The 17,958-nt window shown below is 72.7% G+C and carries 12 protein-coding genes; 4 read left to right on the top strand and 8 right to left on the bottom strand.

What is annotated here, in order from left to right; genetic code table 11:
* Positions 1-67: 67 nt before the first annotated feature.
* From CXY01_RS13710 to CXY01_RS13720, 3 genes are all read right to left on the bottom strand, one after another.
* Entirely contained in the window at positions 68-1,363 is a 1,296-nt protein-coding gene (locus CXY01_RS13710; protein ID WP_146927977.1) for an acetate/propionate family kinase, read from the bottom strand.
* Positions 1,360-3,432: a phosphate acetyltransferase gene (gene pta, locus CXY01_RS13715; protein WP_146927978.1), complete on the bottom strand. Its 2,073-nt coding sequence runs from the start codon at positions 3,430-3,432 to the stop codon at positions 1,360-1,362. Before pta ends, CXY01_RS13710 begins: the two co-directional genes overlap by 4 nt.
* A 76-nt stretch (positions 3,433-3,508) precedes the next feature.
* Positions 3,509-5,986, bottom strand: coding sequence for a phosphoketolase family protein (locus CXY01_RS13720; RefSeq protein WP_146927979.1), 2,478 nt, complete (start codon positions 5,984-5,986; stop codon positions 3,509-3,511).
* A gap of 279 nt (positions 5,987-6,265) precedes the next feature.
* Here CXY01_RS13720 and CXY01_RS13725 point away from each other — a divergent pair, with 279 nt between their 5' ends.
* A complete protein-coding gene (locus tag CXY01_RS13725) occupies positions 6,266-7,147 on the top strand; it encodes an SURF1 family protein (RefSeq protein ID WP_246125337.1) in 882 nt (293 codons plus the stop codon).
* Here the strand turns inward: CXY01_RS13725 and arfB are convergent.
* The 4 genes from arfB to CXY01_RS13745 form a co-directional block, all read right to left on the bottom strand.
* Positions 7,113-7,541: an alternative ribosome rescue aminoacyl-tRNA hydrolase ArfB gene (gene arfB, locus CXY01_RS13730; protein WP_146927980.1), complete on the bottom strand. Its 429-nt coding sequence runs from the start codon at positions 7,539-7,541 to the stop codon at positions 7,113-7,115. The genes CXY01_RS13725 and arfB overlap by 35 nt on opposite strands.
* A complete protein-coding gene (locus tag CXY01_RS13735) occupies positions 7,538-9,826 on the bottom strand; it encodes a collagen-binding domain-containing protein (RefSeq protein WP_186813406.1) in 2,289 nt (762 codons plus the stop codon). Before CXY01_RS13735 ends, arfB begins: the two co-directional genes overlap by 4 nt.
* 84 nt (positions 9,827-9,910) lie before the next feature.
* Positions 9,911-11,650 (bottom strand): ABC transporter ATP-binding protein, encoded by a 1,740-nt coding sequence (locus CXY01_RS13740; RefSeq protein WP_146927982.1) that lies wholly within the window; start codon positions 11,648-11,650, stop codon positions 9,911-9,913.
* Complete coding sequence (locus tag CXY01_RS13745) at positions 11,647-13,482, bottom strand: ABC transporter ATP-binding protein (RefSeq protein ID WP_146927983.1); 1,836 nt, start codon at positions 13,480-13,482, stop codon at positions 11,647-11,649. The genes CXY01_RS13740 and CXY01_RS13745 overlap by 4 nt, the downstream gene beginning before the upstream one ends.
* A 110-nt stretch (positions 13,483-13,592) precedes the next feature.
* On the opposite strand from CXY01_RS13745, the gene guaA reads away from it, so the two are divergent.
* Entirely contained in the window at positions 13,593-15,179 is a 1,587-nt protein-coding gene (gene guaA, locus CXY01_RS13750; protein WP_146927984.1) for a glutamine-hydrolyzing GMP synthase, read from the top strand.
* A 12-nt stretch (positions 15,180-15,191) separates the two neighbouring features.
* Here the strand turns inward: guaA and CXY01_RS13755 are convergent, their stop codons facing one another.
* Positions 15,192-16,073: a hypothetical protein gene (locus CXY01_RS13755; RefSeq protein WP_146927985.1), complete on the bottom strand. Its 882-nt coding sequence runs from the start codon at positions 16,071-16,073 to the stop codon at positions 15,192-15,194.
* A gap of 162 nt (positions 16,074-16,235) precedes the next feature.
* Between CXY01_RS13755 and CXY01_RS13760 the strand changes: the two genes are divergently transcribed.
* Positions 16,236-16,634: a DUF3817 domain-containing protein gene (locus CXY01_RS13760; protein WP_246125339.1), complete on the top strand. Its 399-nt coding sequence runs from the start codon at positions 16,236-16,238 to the stop codon at positions 16,632-16,634.
* A 51-nt stretch (positions 16,635-16,685) separates the two neighbouring features.
* A complete protein-coding gene (locus CXY01_RS13765) occupies positions 16,686-17,825 on the top strand; it encodes a glycosyltransferase family 4 protein (protein WP_146927986.1) in 1,140 nt (379 codons plus the stop codon).
* Positions 17,826-17,958: the final 133 nt, after the last annotated feature.

The raw sequence follows: 17,958 nt of genomic DNA on the forward strand, positions 1-17,958 counted from the left end.
TGCCGTTCCCGTTCCCGTTCCCGGGGCCGGTGACGACACCGGTGCCGGGTTCGGCGCCGCGTCGCCGTCAGGCGTGGCCCGTGGCTGCCGGCGCCGGGTCCGACTCGTCGCTCGTGCCCTCGTAGCCGGCGGCCTCGATCGTCGCGACCGCCTGGCGGGCGATGGCGAGCTCCTCGTTGGTCGGGACGACCATCACGAGGGTGCTGGTCCAGTCCGGCGAGATGATCGTCGGCTCCGTCTTGCGGCCGGCGTTGCGGTCGGGATCGACCGCGATGCCCATCGACTCCAGGCCCTCGAGCGCGCGGGCGCGGACCACAGGGTCGTTCTCGCCGACCCCGGCGGTGAACGTGATGACGTCCACCCGGCCGAGGACGGCGTGATAGGCGCCGATGTACTTGCGCAGCCGGTGGATGTAGACGTCGAACGCCAGCGAGGCGTCGGCGGAGCCGGCGTCGATCAGCTTGCGCAGCTCACGGAAGTCGTTCTCGCCCGCCAGCCCCTTCAGGCCCGAGCGCCGGTTGAGCAGGTCGTCCACCTCGTCGACCGACAGCCCGGCGTTGCGCTGCAGGTGGATGAGCACCGCGGGGTCGAGGTCGCCCGACCGCGTGCCCATGACGAGGCCCTCCAGCGGGGTCATGCCCATGGACGTCTCCACCGCGACGCCCCCGCGGACCGCCGACGCGGACGCGCCGTTGCCCAGGTGCAGCACGATCTGGTTGAGGTCCTCGAGCCGGCGGCCGAGCACGCGCGCGACCTTGCCGGACACGTACTGGTGCGACGTCCCGTGGAACCCGTACCGCCGCACGCCGTGCTCCCGGGCGACGTCCCGGTCGATCGCGTAGGTGGCCGCGGCCTCGGGCAGGGTACGGAAGAACGCGGTGTCGAACACGACGACGTGCGGGACGTCCGGCAGCAGCTCACGGGCCACCTGGATGCCGGTGAGGTTGGGCGGGTTGTGCAGGGGAGCCAGCGGGGAGATCGCGTCGATCTGGGCGACCACCTCGTCGTCCACGATGACCGGGGCCCCGAACACGGACCCCCCGTGCACCACCCGGTGGCCGACCGCGACCACGTGCGCCTGGCCGAGGTCGGGGCCGACCTCCTCGAACAGGGCGAGCACCGCCCGCAGACCGGCGCCGTGGTCGGCGACCGGGTCCGTGCGCTCGGTGGTGTTGCCGCCGTACGTGTGCCGCACCGAGCCCTCGTCCTCGCCGATCCGCTCGACGAGGCCCGACGCGATCGCCTCACCGCCCACCGGGTTGACCAGCTGGTACTTGATCGACGACGAGCCGGAGTTCACGACGAGGACGCTGCCGTGCGCGCCGAGGGCCGACCCGGGGGTCGGCTGGGAGATCGGGCTCATGTGAGGTCCTCCGCCTGCGCCTGGATGGCGGTGATCGCCACGGTGTTCACGATGTCCTGCACCAGCGCGCCGCGGGACAGGTCGTTGACCGGCTTGCGCAGACCCTGCAGGACCGGCCCGATGGCGATCGCACCCGCCGACCGCTGCACGGCCTTGTACGTGTTGTTGCCGGTGTTCAGGTCCGGGAACACGAACACCGTCGCGCGCCCCGCCACCGCCGAGTCCGGCATCTTCGTCTTGGCGACGGACGCGTCGACGGCGGCGTCGTACTGGATGGGGCCCTCGACGGACAGGTCGGGCCGGCGCTCGCGGACGAGCGCCGTCGCGGTGCGGACCTTCTCCACGTCGGCGCCCGAGCCGGACTCACCGGTGGAGTAGGACAGCATCGCGATGCGCGGCTCGATGCCGAACTGCTGGGCGGTGCCCGCCGACGAGATCGCGATGTCGGCCAGCTGCTCCGCCGTGGGGTCGGGGATCACCGCGCAGTCCGCGTAGACCAGCACCCGGTCCTCGAGGCACATGAGGAACGCGCTGGACACGCTGGAGACGCCCGGGGTGGTCTTGATGATCTCGAACGACGGCTTGATCGTGTGGGCCGTGGTGTGCGCGGCGCCGGAGACCATGCCGTCGGCCAGCCCGAGCTGGACCATCATCGTGCCGAAGTACGACACCGACGAGACGATCTCGCGCGCCCGGTCGACCGTCATGCCCTTGTGCTTGCGCATCTCGGTGTACTCGACGGCGAACCGCTCGAGCAGCTCGCCGTCGCGCGGGTCGATGATCGCGGCGTCGTCGAGGGCGAGGCCCAGCTCCGTGGCACGGGCGCGGATGGCCGGCTCGTCCCCGAGGATCGTGAGGTCCGCGACGCCACGCTGCAGGAGCGTCGACGCCGCGCGCAGGATCCGGTCGTCCCCGCCCTCGGGGAGCACCACGTGCTGGCGGTCGGACCGGGCCCGGTCCAGCAGCGCGAACTCGAACATCAGCGGCGTGACCACCTCGGGCCGCTCCACGTCGAGGGCCGCGAGCAGCGCCTCCCCGTCGACGTGCTGCTCGAACAGCGACAGCGCCGTGTCGACCTTGCGCTGCGAGTCGGCCGTCAGGCGCCCGTGCGTGTCCCCGACGGCGCTCGCCGACCGGAAGGTGCCCAGCTCGGTGGACAGGATCGGCAGCCTGCTCCCGAGGCCCTCCACCAGCCGGGCGATCAGCGGCGCCGGACGGAACCCCCCGTTGAGGATGATCCCGGCCAGCGACGGGAACCCCTCGGCCTGGTGCGCCATGAGCAGGCCGAGCAGCACGTCGGACCGGTCGCCCGGCGTGATGACGACCGACCCGTCGGTCAGCTTGCCCAGCAGGTGCTCGACGGACATGGCCCCGACGATGACGTCGAGGACCTCGCGCGACAGCAGGTCCTCGTCGCCCGCGATGAGGGTGCCCCGGACCGCCTCCGACAGCTGCCGGACGGTCGGGGCGGTGAGGAACGGGTTCTCCGGCACCGCCCACGCGGGCAGCCCGGTCCCGGCGCGCAGGGCGTCCCGGACCCCGCTGACCGACCCCGGAGCGCACCGGTTGGCCACGACCGAGACCACCTGCGCGTGGTTGGCCTGCATCTCGGTGACCACGACGTCCGCCACCTGCGCGACGACCGCCGGCTTGCGGTGGCCACCGTTGATGACGAGCACCACCGGGGCGCCCAGGTTGGCGGCGATGCGGGCGTTGTAGGCCAGCTCGGTCGGGCCGGCGACGTCCGTGTAGTCGGTGCCCACCACCACGACCGCGTCGCAGCGCCGCTCGACGTCGTGGTACCGGGACACGATCTGCGCGAGCGCCGCCTCCGGGTCGTCCAGCACGTGCTCGTACGTCACCCCGACGCACTCGTCGTAGGTGAGGTCGACGCCGTCGTGATGGAGCAGGAGCTCCAGCACGTAGTCGCGCACGTCCGTGGACCGGGCCACCGGCCGGAACACCCCGACCCGCTGGACGGTGCGGGCCAGCAGGTCGACCAGACCCAGCGCGACCATGGACTTGCCGGAGTCCCCCTCGGGGGACGTGACGTAGATGCTGCGGGCCACGGTGGGCGTCTCCGATGCGGCAGTGCGGTGGATCCGTGGGGCGGGCAGCGGCGCCCGCCCCACGGACGAGGGGGTGCTACTCGTTGTCTCCGCCGGTCGACAGCGTCGCCGCCACCTGACCGGAGTCCGACTGGTCCTGCGCGTCGGGCCACACCCAGTCGCGGACCTCCGGCAGGTCGTCGCCGAACTCCCGGGTGTACTCGCGCGCCCGGAGGCGCTCGTCGACCATCTTCTGCCGCAGGTTGGCCTGCGCGCTGCCCAGCGAGGGGACGTTGTCGATCACGTCGATCACCAGGTGGAACCGGTCGAGGTCGTTGAGCATGACCATGTCGAACGGCGTCGTCGTCGTGCCCTCCTCCTTGTAGCCGCGCACGTGGATGTTGCTGTGCCCGTGCCGGCGGTAGGTGAGCCGGTGGATGAGCCACGGGTAGCCGTGGTACGCGAAGATCACCGGCCGGTCGGAGGTGAACAGCCCGTCGAACTGGGCGTCCGTCATCCCGTGCGGGTGCTCCCGCGCGTCCTGCAGCCGCATCAGGTCGACCACGTTGATGACCCGGACCTTCAGGTCGGGCAGCTCGCGCCGCAGGATGTCCGCCGCGGCGAGCACCTCGAGCGTGGGCACGTCACCGGCCGCACCGAGGACGACGTCCGGCTTCTCGCCCGCGACCTCGGAGCCCGCCCAGTCCCAGATCCCCAGACCGCGCGTGCAGTGCGCGATCGCCTGCTCCATGGTCAGGAAGTTCGGCGCCGGCTGCTTGCCGGCCACCACCACGTTGACGTACTGACGGCTGCGCAGGCAGTGGTCGTACGTCGAGAGCAGCGTGTTGGCGTCCGGCGGCAGGTAGACCCGCACGACGGAGGCCTTCTTGTTGACCACGTGGTCGATGAAGCCCGGGTCCTGGTGGCTGAAGCCGTTGTGGTCCTGGCGCCAGACGTGGCTGGACAGCAGGTAGTTCAGGCTCGCGACCGGCCGGCGCCACGGGATCTCGTTGGTGACCTTCAGCCACTTGGCGTGCTGGTTGAACATCGAGTCGATGATGTGGATGAACGCCTCGTAGCAGTTGAACAGGCCGTGCCGGCCCGTCAGCAGGTAGCCCTCCAGCCAGCCCTGGCACTGGTGCTCGCTGAGCATCTCCAGCACGCGGCCGGCACGCGCCAGGTGCTCGTCGACGTCCGCGCCGAAGAACTCCGCGTTCCACTGCTTGTCCGTCGTCTGGAACACCGACTGCAGCCGGTTCGACGCCGTCTCGTCGGGCCCGAAGATCCGGAAGTTGTCCGGGTTGAGCCGGATGACGTCCGTCAGCCAGTCGCCCAGGACGCGCGGTGCCTCGCTCATCGAGCCGCCCGGCACGGGCACGTCCACCGCGTACTTGCGGAAGTCCGGCAGGCGCAGGTCCTTGAGCAGCACCCCGCCGTTGGCGTGCGGGTTGTCGCTCATCCGCAGGGCGCCGGTGGGAGCGAGCGCGCGGATGTCGTCGTGCAGCCTGCCCGTGTCGTCGAACAGCTCGTCCACCCGGTACGACTCGAGCCACTGCCGCAGCACGTCGAGGTGCTCGGGGGTGTCCCGCGCGTTGGCCAGCGGCACCTGGTGCGCCCGCCACGACCCGGTCGTCTTCTTGCCGTCGATGTAGTCGGGGCCGGTCCAGCCCTTCGGGGTGCGGAACACGATCATCGGCCACTGCGGACGCTGCTCGTTGCCGGCGTGGGCGCTGCGCTTGATCTCCGCGATCTCGTCGAGCACCTCGTCCAGCAGCGTCGCGAACCGGCGGTGGATGTCCTCGTGCGACTCGTCGTCGAAGCCCGCGACGAACATGTGCGGCTTGTGCCCGTACCCGACCATGAGCGACTCGAGCTCGTCGTCGGGGATGCGCGCCAGCACCGTCGGGTTGGCGATCTTGTAGCCGTTGAGGTGCAGGATCGGCAGGACGACCCCGTCGTTCTCGACGTTGACGAACTTGTTCGAGTGCCAGCTGGTGGCCAGCGGTCCGGTCTCCGCCTCGCCGTCGCCGATGACGGTCGCGACGAGCAGGTCGGGGTTGTCGAACGCGGCGCCGTAGGCGTGGCTCAGCGCGTAGCCGAGCTCGCCGCCCTCATGGATGGACCCCGGCGTCTCGGGCGCCACGTGGCTGGGGATGCCACCCGGGAAGGAGAACTGCCGGAACAGCCGGTGGATGCCCTCGGTGTCCTCGGTGATGTCCGAGTAGTACTCCGAGTACGTGCCGTCGAGGTAGGCGCTCGCGACGAGCCCCGGTCCGCCGTGGCCCGGTCCCGTGACGTAGATGGTCGACTGCTCGCGCTCCGCGATCGCGCGGTTCAGGTGCGCGTACAGGAAGTTCAGGCCCGGGGTGGTGCCCCAGTGGCCGAGGAGCCTCGGCTTGACGTGGTCGCGCGTCAGCGGCTCACGCAGGAGCGGGTTGTCCAGGAGGTAGATCTGGCCCACCGACAGGTAGTTGGCGGCGCGCCACCACTTGTCGATGCGGGCGACGGTCTCGGCGTCGACCACCGTGCCGCTCCCGGTCCGCCACGTGCTCCGTGCCGACGTCGTCGTGCTCATGCGCGCTCCCCAGTCGTCGTTCCGGCATGCCACCGGCGCGGTGTCAGCCTTCCGTCGGGCACGCCGTGCGGACGAGGGTCCTTGGTCCCGTGTCGCGTGCGAGCGCCCACAAGTCATACAACCGCACTCTGCGCATCGGCGCAGGAGGTGTGGGCGAACGCACGCCGAACGTCCGGCGGCGGCTGCGCGGGGTCGATGCGCAGGTCAGCGGGGTTGTCGGCGCCCTGCGGGTGCCCGGTCCCGTTCCGACCGGGCACGTGCTGCGGGGTACCGTGAGGCGTGACCGAGCCGACCCCCGCCGCCGTCGCGCGCGAGCGTGCGGACGCACCCGGTCACGACCGGTCGCCACGCCCGGTGCCGGGGTGGGAGCAGTCGGAGCGACGCCCGCCCACCACGATGCTCCGCGCGGCCGTGCGCCCCCGGATGCTCGTCCTGCTCGTCCTGCTCCTGGCGGCCGCCGCGGTGTGCGCCCGGCTGGGCGCGTGGCAGCTGGACCGCGCGCAGGTGCACGGAGCCGCGGCCGCGGAACGCCTCACCGCCGAGCTCGTCGCCGCCCCCGCGGTGCCGCTCGACGACGTCCTGGTGCCGCAGACCACGTTCACCGGCGAGCTCGTCGGCCGCAAGGTCACGACGACCGGGACCTACGACGCCGACGGTCAGCTCCTGGTGACGGGCCGTGCGCACGACGGGACCACGGGCCTGCTCGTCCTGACACCGCTGACCACCACCGACGGCGCCGTCCTGCCCGTCGTGCGCGGCTGGGTCGCGACGCCCGCGGACGCCGACGCCCCGCCCGCCGGCAGCGTGGACGTCACCGGCTATCTGCAGGCCTCCGAGCAGGCGGGCACCGGGGTGGCCGACGGGCAGACCGACGCGATCAGCTCGGCCGAGCTGCTCAACTCGTGGGGCGGCCCGATCTACACGGGGTATCTCGTGGTCGCGTCGTCGGACCCGGCGCAGGCCGACTCGGTCGCGCTGCTGGACCCGCCGACGAAGCCCGGCGCGGGGCTGAGCATCCAGAACCTCGCCTACGCCGCGCAGTGGTGGATCTTCGGCGGGTTCGCGGTGCTGCTGTGGCTGCGGCTGGTCCGCGACGAGGCCCGCGGCTCGGGCGCCGAGCCGGAGCTCACCCCAGAGGCGGGCGGCGCCGCAGCTCCTTGACCGCCCGGCGCTTCTGCTCGCCCTGCACGCGACGGACCTGCGACCCCCGGCTCGGCCGGGTGGCGCGGCGGGTCGGACCCGGGGGAGCGAGGGCGTCGTCCAGCAGCGCGTGCGCCCGGGCGAGGGCGGCCTCACGGTTGCGCAGCTGCGACCGGTACTCCTGGGCACTCAGGGTCAGCAGCGACCCGCGCAGCCGACCCGACAGCCGTGCCAGGACGCGGTCCTGCTGCGTCGGGCTGGTCCACGCGATGCGTCCTAGGTCGACCGTGAGCTCCACGCGGGAGTCGGTCGTGTTCACCGACTGACCGCCCGGCCCGCTCGAGCGCGAGAAGCGCCACGCGAGGGCGTCGTCGGGGACGACGACACCGCCGCGCAGGACGAGCGGACCGGTCATCGGGGGACCCGGCGCGCACGGTGCGCGGCGAGCATCATCGTCGCGCCGAGCAGGAGCACCAGGGCAGCGCCCACGGCGGTGCTGCCCACGCCGTCCGCGCCGGTCGCCGCCAGCTCGGCGCCGTCGTCCGGGGAGACGTCCGGCGGCACGGCGGTGTACGTGTTCGTCACCGTGACGAGGCCGGTCGTCACCGGGTCGCCGGCGGCCACGACCACGCGACCGCCGGCGGGCGACAGCGCGGACGTGAAGGCGCCGCCCGGCTGGTCCGCACCCTCCGCCACGGTGCAGACCGTACCGACGGGGAACCCCTCCACGACGACGGTCCCGCCGGCCCGCACCGACCACGCACCGGAGGTCGCCCCCGTGGCCCCGGCCGCGTCGCAGGACCAGGTCCCTGTGAAGACGGCGCCTGCGGGCACCGTGCCCGTGGCACCGGCCACGACCTTCCGGACCGCGAAGCCGCCCTGGGCGGGCGCCACGTCGGGCTCGACCACGTTGGCCACCTGCACCGCGCTGACGGCGCTGCCGCGGCCCACCGCGAACGCGAAGCCGCCGTGCTCCGGGGTCGCCGTCGCGCCGCCCGCGACAGTGAAAATCGGCGCCGTCCAGGAGCCGCCGACCGGGTCCGGAGGCAGCACCTCGACCAGCTCGACCACGCTGTCCGGGGCGACGTCGACCGGACCCAGCACCGTGCCGTCGGTGGCCACGACCAGATCCGGCGACTGCTGCACGCCGTCCACCCACCACTGGAAGGAGACGGTGGACGGGGCGCCGAGACCGGCGTCGTCCACGGACTTGGCGACGGTGAACCGCCCCTGACCGACCAGGGTGTCGGTGAGCGAGACGGCCACCTCGGCGTCCGGCGCGACGACGAACGCCACCTGCGCACCGGGCTGCGTCGGCGGGATGGTCGCGGCTCCCGTGACGGCCCAGACCGGTGCCTGCCAGACACCACCCGGCACGGGCGCCGGGGTGACCTCGCCGAGCTCGACCTCGGTGCCGGACGGGACCGTCGCCGGGCCCAGCACGGTGCCGTCCGTCTCGACCGACAGGTCGGGCAGCTGCCGGACCCCGTCGACCCAGTACTGCACGAACACGTTGTGGGGCAGGGTGTCGAATGTCCCGTCCACGACCAGGACCTTGCTCAGCTGGACCGTGCCGGTCGGCGTGGCGTCGTCCGGCACGCAGCCCTCATACGCGTAGTGGTGGACCTCGCCGGAGCCGAGGGGCTTGGTCAGCGTCGACGCGACGAGCTGGCCCTCGAGCGGGCTGGCGTTCTCCATCGTGACGTCGGACCGTGGCGCGAGGATCGTGCCGGTGATCCGGTCCTGGCTCGAGATCGTCAGCGGGCCGGACTCGTCGTAGCTCCACAGCACCCAAGGTGCGAAGAGGTTGTTCGTCCCCGAGTCGTTGGCTCCGTTGAACCGCGGGACGGAGAACTCGGTGCCGCCGGACATCCGGACCACCAGCCCGGTGGTGGAGGACGGCACGGCTCCCGTGAAGTTCAGCGCGGTGACGCCGTCGAGCTGCTCCGGCGTCACGGACAGCACGTTCAGGTCACCCGCGACGAGCTCGAGCTGCTTCTCCGGTGCCGTCCCGGTGAGCGTCACGGCCGAGACCCCGGCGTTCGCCCCCGGCAGGTCGGCGACCGCGTCCGCCATGGCATCCAGCGTCGGGAAGCCGCTGGTCACCGGGCTGACATCGACCGGTCCGATGTTCGCGGCGACCCACGCCGCCAGGTCGTCGGCGGGTGCGGGCGGGTTCGGCGGCACGACACGCGCCTGGCTGGTGGCGTCGGAGACGAACACCTCCTGGCCCTGCAGGGTGAAGGACGTCCACGTCTGCGCACCCGCGAACATCTCGCCCCGCGGCCACGCCGGGTCGTCCGCACCGGAGCCCACCTGCAGGATCCCTTGCGAACCTGCCAGGTCGTAGGCACCGGCCGACACCCGGACCGGCTGGTCGGTGCCGCCGACCTCGAGCATCGGCAGGTCGTAGTCCGGTGGGGTCAGCCCGGTCGAGTGACGCACGTCGAAGGTCGACAACCAGGAGAGCGATCCGCCGACTCCGAGCGTGCCCTCGATCTCCGAGCCGCCCACCGAGGCATCGCCCTCGACGAGGACCGTGAATCCCTGCGTCGGGTCGCCTGGCACGCCGCAGAAGCTGATCGCCGCGGACGGAGCTGCCGCCCCCAGCGTCAGCGCGGCGGCGACGGCGGGAACCGCGAGGGCAGTGGCGACCACGGCGGCGACCGGCCCGCGCGATCGGCTTCGGGTGGTCTGCACGTGAGGTCCTTCCGGCGATGAGAGGTTTCTCACGAGCAAGGTAACCGATGTGTACCGATCTGCCCGAAGGAGGCGTACAGGCGCTCAGACCGCGTCGTGCTGCCAGGAGTGCCACAGCGCGGCGTAGTCGCCACCGGCCGCGACCAGCTCGTCGTGCGGACCGATCTCGGTGATCCGGCCACCGTCGACGACGGCGACCCGGTCCGCGTCGTGCGCGGTGTGCAGGCGGTGGGCGATCGCGACGACGGTCCGGCCCGACAGCACCGCCGACAACGAGCGCTCGAGGTGCCGGGCTGCCCGCGGGTCGAGCAGCGAGGTGGCCTCGTCGAGGACGAGCGTGTGCGGGTCGAGCAGGACCAGCCGGGCCAGCGCGATCTGCTGGGCCTGCGCCGGGGTGAGGGCCGCGCCGCCGGAGCCGACCTCGGTGTCGAGGCCCTCGGGCAGCCCCTGCACCCACTCCCAGGCGTCGACCGCCCGCAGCGCGCGCTCGAGCGCCGCCGTGTCGGCGTCCACCTGGGCGAGGCGCAGGTTGTCCGCCACGGACCCGACGAACACGTGGTGCTCCTGGGTGACCAGGGCGACGTGCCCGCGCAGGTCCTCCAGCGGCAGGTCGATCAGGGGGACGCCGCCGACCGTCACGGTGCCCTCGGTGGGCGGGTGGATGCCCGCGAGCATCCGGCCGAGCGTCGACTTGCCCGCGCCGGACGGCCCCACCACGGCAAGGCGCTCCCCGGCGGCCAGGTCGAGGTCGATCCCGTGCAGCACGTTGTGGCCCTCGCGGTACGCGTACACCAGCCCCCGGGACGCGATGTCCTCGTCCACCGGCGTGCCCGGCCGCGTCTCGCGGTCGGGCTCCACCAGCTGCACGCCGACGATGCGCGCGAGCGACGTGGCCGCCACCTGGATCTCGTCGACCCAGAAGATCAGCTCCCACACCGGACCCGTGATCTGGTACGTGTACAGGACGATCGTGGTGACCGCGCCGACCGTGACGTAACCCTCGGAGGCGAGGTAGCCACCCCAGAGCAGCACCGCCGCGGGCGCCAGGACGAACGCCGCGTCGATGCCCGGGAAGAGGATGGTGCGCAGGCGCAGCGTCACCTTCTCGGCCTCGAACGCCTCCCGCAGGTCGGCGTCCACACGGGCCGACCGGCGACGGCCGAGCCGCAGGGCGTCGACGGTGCGGGCGCCCTCCACGGACTCCGTGATGGTCCCGTTGAGCACGGCGTAGGCGGCCGACTCCCGCTGGTAGGCCGGCGTCGCGCGCTTGAGGTACCAGCGCACGACCAGGAGCAGCGTGGGCACGCCCACGAACATCGCGAGCGAGACCACGGGGGACAGGAACAGGCACGCCACGATCGTGAGCGAGATGGTGACGACCGCGACGATCACCCGCGGGACGCCGAAGCGCACCGCGTGCTGCAGCTTGTTGACGTCGTTCGTCGTGCGCGCCACCAGGTCGCCCGTGCCGGCCCGCTCGACCACGGACAGCGGCAGGGCCGTGACCTTCTCGATGAACTCCTCGCGCAGCTCGGCGAAGACCTCCTCGCCGAAGATCATCGACGCGCGCTGCGCGAACCGGATGAGGACGGTCTGCGCCAGCACCGCGACGGCGCCGATGACGATCAGGGTGTTGATGTACCCGGCCGTCGTGCCGCCCGTGACCGCGTCGACGAGCATGCCGAGCAGCCAGGGCCCGGCCAGCCCCGCGGTCGCCGCCAGGGTGTGCAGGGCGGCGATGAGGACCAGCGGGCGGCGGTGCTTGCGGAAGAGCACGCCCGTGTACGCCCGGACCGTCGCCGTGTCGGCGATGGGGAGCTTCATGACTGTCCTCCACTCTTCTGCTCGGCCATCAGTTCCTCGTGCAGCCGCTCGTCCTCGGCCAGGGACTCGATGCTGCTGTTCTCGACGGACTCCTCCTCCATCTGCCGCCCGACCACCGCCCGGTACGCCCGGGCGACCTCGAGGTCGTCGGCACCGTGCGCGAGCAGGTCGTCGTGGCTGCCGCGGGCGCGCACGACCCCGTCCTGCACGAACGCCACCTCGTCCACGTGGTCCAGCACCAGCGGGCTGGCGGTGACCACGAGGGTGGTGCGGCCGCGCCGGACGTCGGCCAGCCGCGCCGCGATCCGCGCCTCGGTGTGGGCGTCGACCGCGCTGGTCGGCTCCACGAGGACGAGGATCTCCGGGTCGATGAGCAGCGCCCGGGCCAGGGCGACGCGCTGGCGCTGACCGCCCGACAGGGAGCGGCCCTTCTCGGGCAGCTCGCCGGCGAGGCCGTCGGGCACGGAGTCGAGCACGTCCTGCGCGTCGGCCGTCGCGATGACGCGCAGCAGGTCGTCCTGCGTCGCCGACCCTCGCACGTCGAGCTCCTCTTCGAGCAGCCCCGAGAAGAGGTGCGGCGTGGCCTCCGCCACGACGATCCGCTCCCGCACCAGCTCCTTGTCCAGCTCCGAGAGCAGCACCCCGCCCAGGCGCACCGGGGTGGCCTTCTCCGCCTCGTCGTCGAACCGTCCGAGCCGCGTCGCGATCCGCGCGGACTCGTCGGGATCCGCGCTCACCAGGGCGACGACCCGGTCGGGCTCGAGCCGCAGGCCGCTGGCCTCGTCGACCAGCGGTGCACGCGGTCCGGGTGCGGCGGCCGTGCCGGGCGTCGCGCCCGTCGCCGGGACGACCTGCAGGACCTTGACCACCTTGGACGCACCGATGTGCGCACGCGTCGCCGCCTGGAGCATCTGCGTCGCGTTCTGCACCGGCCACGACAGGAACGCGGCGAAGCCGTACGTCGAGACCAGCTGGCCGGGTGTGATGGTGCCCGCCAGCGCCATGTGGGCGCCGAGCCAGATGAGGGTCACGACGAACGCGCCGGGCAGCAGGACCTGGAGGGCGTCCAGGACCGACTGCGTCCGGGCGACCTCGACCCCGCGGCGCCGGGTCTCCTGGGACTGCGCGCGGTAACGGCCCGTGAAGACCTCCTCGCCGCCGATGCCGCGCAGGATGCGCAGGCCGGAGACGGTGTCGGAGCCGAGCGTGGTCAGGCGGCCCGACGCCTCGCGCTGCGCCGACTGGCGCCGGGACAGCGGCTTGACGAGCAGACCGAGGATGGCCGCGACCGTCGGCAGGCCGAGGACGACGACGAGCCCGAGCGGCACCGACACCCGCAGCATGAGCACCGCGACGATGCCGTACGCGACGAGGCTGCCCAGGAAGTGGGCGGCGAGGGCGAACACCTCGCCGATGCGCAGCGCGTCGTTGGCGACCGCGGAGACGACCTCGCCGGTCGGCAGCTCCTTGGTGATCGTGTGCCCCGACCGGGCGACGGTCCGGCCGACCAGCTGCGAGGACGTGAACGCCGCCCGCAGCCAGTTGTTCACGTCGTACCGGTGGCCGATGGCCGACGTCGTGATGATCACCGCGCCGAGCGCCAGCAGCGTGCCGCACGCGCGCCAGAGGTCCGGGCCGAAGCCGCTGTCCAGCCCGTCGTCGACGGCCCGGCCGACGACGAACGGGGTGAACGCCTGCGCCGCGAACTGCAGGATGCCCAGCCCGACGGCCGCCAAGAGGATGCCCCACTGCCGCCGCGCCAGCCACCAGAGCAGCGCGACGGGCCCGCTCAGGGGCGGGGTGCCGGGGTCGTCGAGGGGGAGAGAACGCACGAGGAGCAACGTTACGGGGCGGTACTGACACCCTCCGCATGGTTTTCCGCGGCCGCCCGGAGGCCGGACCGGGTGCACGGCGACCTCCGGGCGCCGACTACCCTGGCGGCGTGACGCAGACGCCCGACCCGGCCGCCACCACCCACCGTCCCGTGCTCGTCGTCGACTTCGGCGCGCAGTACGCGCAGCTGATCGCGCGCCGCGTCCGTGAGGCGAACGTCTACTCCGAGATCGTGCCGCACACCGCGTCCGTCGCGGACCTGCTGGCCAAGGACCCGGCCGCGATCATCCTGTCGGGCGGCCCCTCGTCGGTGTACGCCACGGGTGCGCCGTTCGTGGACCCGGCGCTGTTCGAGGCCGGGGTCCCCGTGCTCGGCATCTGCTACGGGTTCCAGGCGATGGCGGCCGCGCTCGGCGGGACGGTCGCGCAGACCGGCCAGCGCGAGTACGGCGGCACCGCCGTCGAGGTCACGTCGGCCGGCACGGTGCTGTCGGGCAGCCCGGCGTCGCAGACCGTGTGGATGAGCCACGGCGACGCGGTGCACGCGGCCCCCGAGGGCTTCGAGGTGCTGGCGACGTCGTCCGGCAGCCCGGTCGCGGCGTTCGAGGACCGCGCCCGCCGACTCTTCGGTGTGCAGTGGCACCCCGAGGTGAAGCACTCGCCGCTCGGGCAGAAGGCGCTCGAGAACTTCCTCTACGAGGGCGCGGGGCTGGCCCCCGACTGGAACGCCGGCAACGTGGTCGCGGAGCAGGTGGAGAAGATCCGCGCCCAGGTCGGGGACGCGCGGGTCATCTGCGGGCTCTCGGGTGGAGTCGACTCCTCCGTCGCGGCCGCGCTCGTGCAGAAGGCGGTCGGGGACCAGCTCACCTGCGTCTTCGTCGACCACGGCCTGCTGCGGTCCGGCGAGGCCGAGCAGGTGGAGAAGGACTTCGTCGCCGCCACGGGCGTGCAGCTGAAGATCGTCGACGCCCGCGACCGGTTCCTGCGGGCGCTCGCCGGGCACACCGACCCCGAGACCAAGCGCAAGATCATCGGCCGCGAGTTCATCCGGGTGTTCGAGCAGGCGGCCCGCGAGGTCATCGAGGAGGCCGGCGAGGGCGAGGACGTCAGGTTCCTCGTCCAGGGCACGCTCTACCCCGACGTGGTCGAGTCCGGTGGTGGCGAGGGTGCGGCGAACATCAAGTCGCACCACAACGTCGGCGGCCTGCCGGACGACCTGCAGTTCGAGCTGGTCGAGCCGCTGCGCACCCTCTTCAAGGACGAGGTCCGCGCGGTCGGTCTGGAGCTGGGCGTCCCCGAGGGGATCGTCTGGCGCCAGCCGTTCCCCGGGCCCGGCCTGGGCATCCGGATCATCGGCGAGGTCACCGCGGAGCGGCTCGACATCCTGCGCGCAGCCGACGTGATCGCCCGCGAGGAGCTGACCCGAGCAGGGCTGGACCGCGACATCTGGCAGTGCCCCGTCGTGCTGCTGGCGGACGTGCGGTCCGTGGGCGTGCAGGGTGACGGCCGCACCTACGGGCACCCCGTCGTGCTGCGGCCGGTGTCGTCCGAGGACGCGATGACCGCGGACTGGACCCGCCTGCCGTACGACGTGCTGTCCGTCATCTCGACCCGGATCACCAACGAGGTGCCCGAGGTCAACCGGGTGGTCCTCGACGTGACGAGCAAGCCGCCGGGGACCATCGAGTGGGAATGAGCGCCGTGCCGCTCACCACCGGTTCATGACGATCGACCCGATGACGGAGTAGAGCTCGTCGACGTCGGTCTGCGACGAGGCAGGGCGGAACGAGGCGTCGACCACGAGCGGGGCCCGGTCGACGTCGATCTGGAGGACGATGTCCGTCTGCCCGGCGACGTGGTTGTCGTGCGGCTGGTCGCCGTCGCCGTACCCCTGCCACGCGCGGTAGACGCCGCCGTCGCACGAGGTGAGGTCGAGCTCCGCAGGAACCGTCAGCTCGAGGCGGAGAGCGAGCGTGCCCTCGTCGTCCGTCGGGTCGGGGATGACGACGGAGCGAGGTTCCGAGGCCTCGCGGCCGTGCTGCGCTGCCAGCCCCTTCCCGGCGTAGTCGCTCGCCAGCGAGATGGTGAGGCCGTCCGGGTGGCCGTGGTCGTACAGGTCGAAGGGGCTCAGCTCCGCGCCCCGCCGACAGGGATCCGGATACAGGCCGGCCGTCGTCCAGATGCTCAGTGCCACCTCGTCCGGTTCGCCGAGGTGCTTGCCGACGTAGACGTCGCCCACCTCCCATCCTCGGGGGACGGTGTACTCGATCCACCGGTAGTCCGCGGTGACCGCGGTGTCGGCAGCGTCCGAGCCGGGGTGCGGGTTGACGAAGCGGTGCGTGGTGCCGTGGACCACCGGCGCGGGGTCGGCACCGTCGTACGGCAGGACCACGAACGACCATGCGCCGCCCGTGGTCGGCGCGGCCACGGTGGGCTTCGGGACCTGGGCGGTCGGGGCCGGCGCGTCCCGGGTGCCGGGCGCGGTGCAGGCCGCCCCCGCAGCGACGAGCACGAGCGCGAGGAGTACCGCCCACCGAGGGTGGGCGGGTTGGTGCTCGGGCTGGTGGGGCGCAGACGTCGGGACGTCCATGAGCGAAGCGTCGTCCTGCGCCCCGGCCGCGTCAACGGAGATGTCGGGACAGGAGAGGAGAACGCGCTGCACGGTGCGGCCTGACCTGACGCCGCGGTGGCCTGGGCATCGTCGGGACCGCTCTAGGATCTCTTGCGGAGCAACCGAGTGGGAGGAGGGCCAGTGGACGAGACACCGACGACGACCAGCGTCGACCCGTGGGTGCGCAAGGCCCGAGGGGCCACGACGCGCTACCGCGTGATGGCGTGGATCACCGGCACGCTGCTGCTCCTGCTCTGCGTGGAGCTGGTCCTGAAGTACGTGTTCCACGCCAACGGCGTGGATGCCGCGGGCACGCCGAACCCGGTCATCGGCGCGTGGATCGCGTACGCGCACGGCTGGATCTACGTGATCTACCTGGTCACCGTGTTCGACCTCTGGTCGAAGATGCGCTGGCGCCTCGGCCGGCTGGCGACCATGGCCGCCGCGGGCGTCGTCCCCGTCATGTCGTTCGTGCTGGAGCGGACCGTGCACACGCAGGCGCTCGCGCGCATCGAGGCCGCCGGTGGCGCACGCGGGTGATGTGCGCCGGATGGTGAACACCCGTCCGGTTCGCGCGGATACGGTGGCTCCGTGCTGATCGTCCACGTCTCCGACTGCTACGCGCCGCGTACGGGGGGGATCGAGTCCCAGGTGGGCGACCTCGCCGCCCGGCAGGCCGCTGCCGGGCACGACGTCCACGTGCTGACCGCGACCCTCGGGGTCGGCGGCGAGCGTGGCGGTGTCGTGGACCTGGAGGACGGGGTGCACGTGCACCGGCTGGGTGCGCGGATCCCCTTCGACCTGCCGGTGAACCCCGTCGGCCCACGGCTCGTGCGGTCGGCGTTCGCCGAGCTGCGCCCCGACGTCGTCCACGTGCACGCCGGGGTGCTCTCGCCGTTCGCGTACGACGGCGCGCGGATCGCCCTGGACCTCGGCCTGCCGACCGCGATCACCTGGCACTGCATGCTCGACGGCGTCGTGGGTGCGCTGCGCACGCTCGTCCAGCGCACCCGGTGGCAGCGGACGCCCGCCGCGCTCAGCGCCGTCAGCCACGCCGCCGCCGCCCGGGTGGGGGAGGTGTTCGACGCCGACGTGTCCGTGATGCCGAACGGGATCGACCTCGACCTCTGGGCGCCGACGTCCCTCGCGCAGGGCCGCGGCCGTCCCGGCGAGCGCGGGCCGCTGCGCCTGGTCTCGACGATGCGCCTGGCACCCCGCAAACGTGCCGTCCCGCTGATCGAGCTCGTCGGTGCCGCGGCCCGGCGCCTGCCCCCCGACCGGTTGCGCCTGTCGGTCATCGGCTCCGGGCCCGCCCAGGGCCGGGTGGCGTCCGCGGTGGCGGGTCAGGGTCTGCAGCACGTGGTCGAGCTGCGCGGACGGCTGACCCGACCGCAGGTCCGCGCGGCCTACACGGACTCCGACGTCTTCCTCGCCCCTGCCGAGCTCGAGGCGTTCGGCATCGCCGCGCTCGAGGCGCGCACGGCGGGGCTCGCCGTCGTCGCGCGACGCGGCACCGGCATCGCCGAGTTCGTCGAGGACGGCATCGACGGGCTGCTCGTGTCCGACGACGCGGAGATGACCGAGGCGATCGTCCACCTCGCCCGGGACAGCCGGCTCCTCGACGGGATGCTCGCCCACAACCGGGTGGTGCGCCCGGCCTTCGGGTGGGACGACGTGCTCGGCGCCGCCGAGGCGGAGTACTCCCGCGCACGGGACCTCGCCCGCGTCTGACGGCCCGACGCAGCTCGCGGCGATTCGCCGTATTCCTGCAGGTCGTGGATCACTACAGTCGTGGTGTTGGACGCACTGTCATGGGTCGTTCGCGACTCACCGGGTCCAGGGGGTTCGGGCCCGTCCGTTGGGG

Origin of the sequence: Cellulomonas xylanilytica, assembly GCF_007989805.1 — a bacterium.
Taxonomy (GTDB): domain Bacteria; phylum Actinomycetota; class Actinomycetes; order Actinomycetales; family Cellulomonadaceae; genus Cellulomonas; species Cellulomonas xylanilytica.

Excerpts from the sequence above, each read along its gene's own strand:
- CXY01_RS13710 (WP_146927977.1), bottom strand. The coding sequence starts at position 1,363 with ATGAGCCCGATCTCCCAGCCGACCCCCGGGTCGGCCCTCGGCGCGCAC.
- CXY01_RS13720 (WP_146927979.1), bottom strand. The coding sequence starts at position 5,986 with ATGAGCACGACGACGTCGGCACGGAGCACGTGGCGGACCGGGAGCGGC.
- arfB (WP_146927980.1), bottom strand. The coding sequence starts at position 7,541 with ATGACCGGTCCGCTCGTCCTGCGCGGCGGTGTCGTCGTCCCCGACGAC.
- CXY01_RS13740 (WP_146927982.1), bottom strand. The coding sequence starts at position 11,650 with ATGAAGCTCCCCATCGCCGACACGGCGACGGTCCGGGCGTACACGGGC.
- CXY01_RS13755 (WP_146927985.1), bottom strand. The coding sequence starts at position 16,073 with ATGGACGTCCCGACGTCTGCGCCCCACCAGCCCGAGCACCAACCCGCC.